This window comes from Salipiger abyssi, assembly GCF_017311415.1.
GTDB lineage: Bacteria > Pseudomonadota > Alphaproteobacteria > Rhodobacterales > Rhodobacteraceae > Salipiger > Salipiger abyssi_A.
In genome coordinates this window covers 1-1,139 of sequence record NZ_JAEKIS010000069.1, presented here as the reverse complement: position 1 = coordinate 1,139, position 1,139 = coordinate 1, and the positions used below count along the sequence as shown (strand labels likewise).

Sequence of the window (1,139 nt, the reverse complement as noted above, 5' to 3'; positions counted from 1 at the left end):
AGGAACCGGTCGACATCTTCGGGCGCGATCTGGGGCCGGATCGCCGCGCGCAGGTCGTCGAGGCCGTGGGCTGTCAGGTCGTCGTTGAAGTCGCCGTGACGAGGCGAGAGCGTCAGCACCTCGATGCCCGCACTGGTCGCAAGTTCGGCTTGGGTCGCGGCGGCCTTCGTGCCCGCTGCGTCGACATCGCGGGCGATATAGAGGCGGCGCACGGACGGTGACAGTCTGAGCGCGGCGAGATGGCTTGCCGACAGCGCGGCGGCCATCGGCATGCCCGGCAGCGCCGCCCGCAGCGACAGCATCGTCTCGATCCCTTCGCCGACGGCCAGAACATCTTCTGCCGCCCCGAAGCGCACGGCATGGCCAAGAAGGTTGCCCATGGCCCGCCGGGGTGTGGGAACCGCGGCCTTGGCCGAGCCGTCCGGCGCGAGCCAGGTACGGTGCGCGCCGGTGATCCTGCCTTGCAGGTCGGTCACGGATGCGATCATCGCCGGACGCCGCTCTGCTGGTCCGCCATCGTCGGGCCGATAATAGCAGCTTGGATGATATCGCAACGCCCCCGCGCCATAGATCGGCATGATGCAGCGACTGGCCAGATAGGTCTCGACCGGCGTACCCCGGATCGGTTGCGCCATGGCGATCAGTCGCCGTGCCGCTTCCGGCGATCCCATGGCTGTACGGGCAGGTGCTGGATTGATGGTCGGGACAAGGTCGACCCGCGGCAGGCTCAGGAAGCGCCGCGCCTCCTCGGCGACATCGCCGAAAGAGGTCAGGCCACAGCTCTCCCGGATCACGTCGAGCAGATCACCGTGCTCGGCCGTGGCGGCATCGGTCCAATGACCGGCAGCACCGGGGCCAGCCTCCGGCCCCTTCAGCCGGACGAACATCGACCGCCCCGGTGTGTTACGTGCATCGCCGACGGTCCAGTACTGACCCTGTCGTCGCCCGTTGGGGAGGTAATGCCGACACACGGCCTCGGCGTCCCGCGCGAGCCGGCGCGAAAGCTCTGCTGCATCGCGCGCCATCACGAAAATCCCCCCGGCGCGCTGAGGTTATGTTGCCCAGCCCCGCGAGAACCCCCGCCAAACCGCGCAAGTTCACGCCACCGCAACATAACCCGCGCCGCAACATGTTCCGTA

1 protein-coding gene is annotated in these 1,139 nt (G+C 68.4%); it reads right to left on the bottom strand.

What is annotated here, in order from left to right; genetic code table 11:
• Window positions 1-1,025 (bottom strand): DUF7146 domain-containing protein (locus I6N89_RS25325; protein ID WP_207020970.1); only part of this gene is annotated, 1,025 nt, incomplete at its 3' end.
• Window positions 1,026-1,139: the final 114 nt, after the last annotated feature.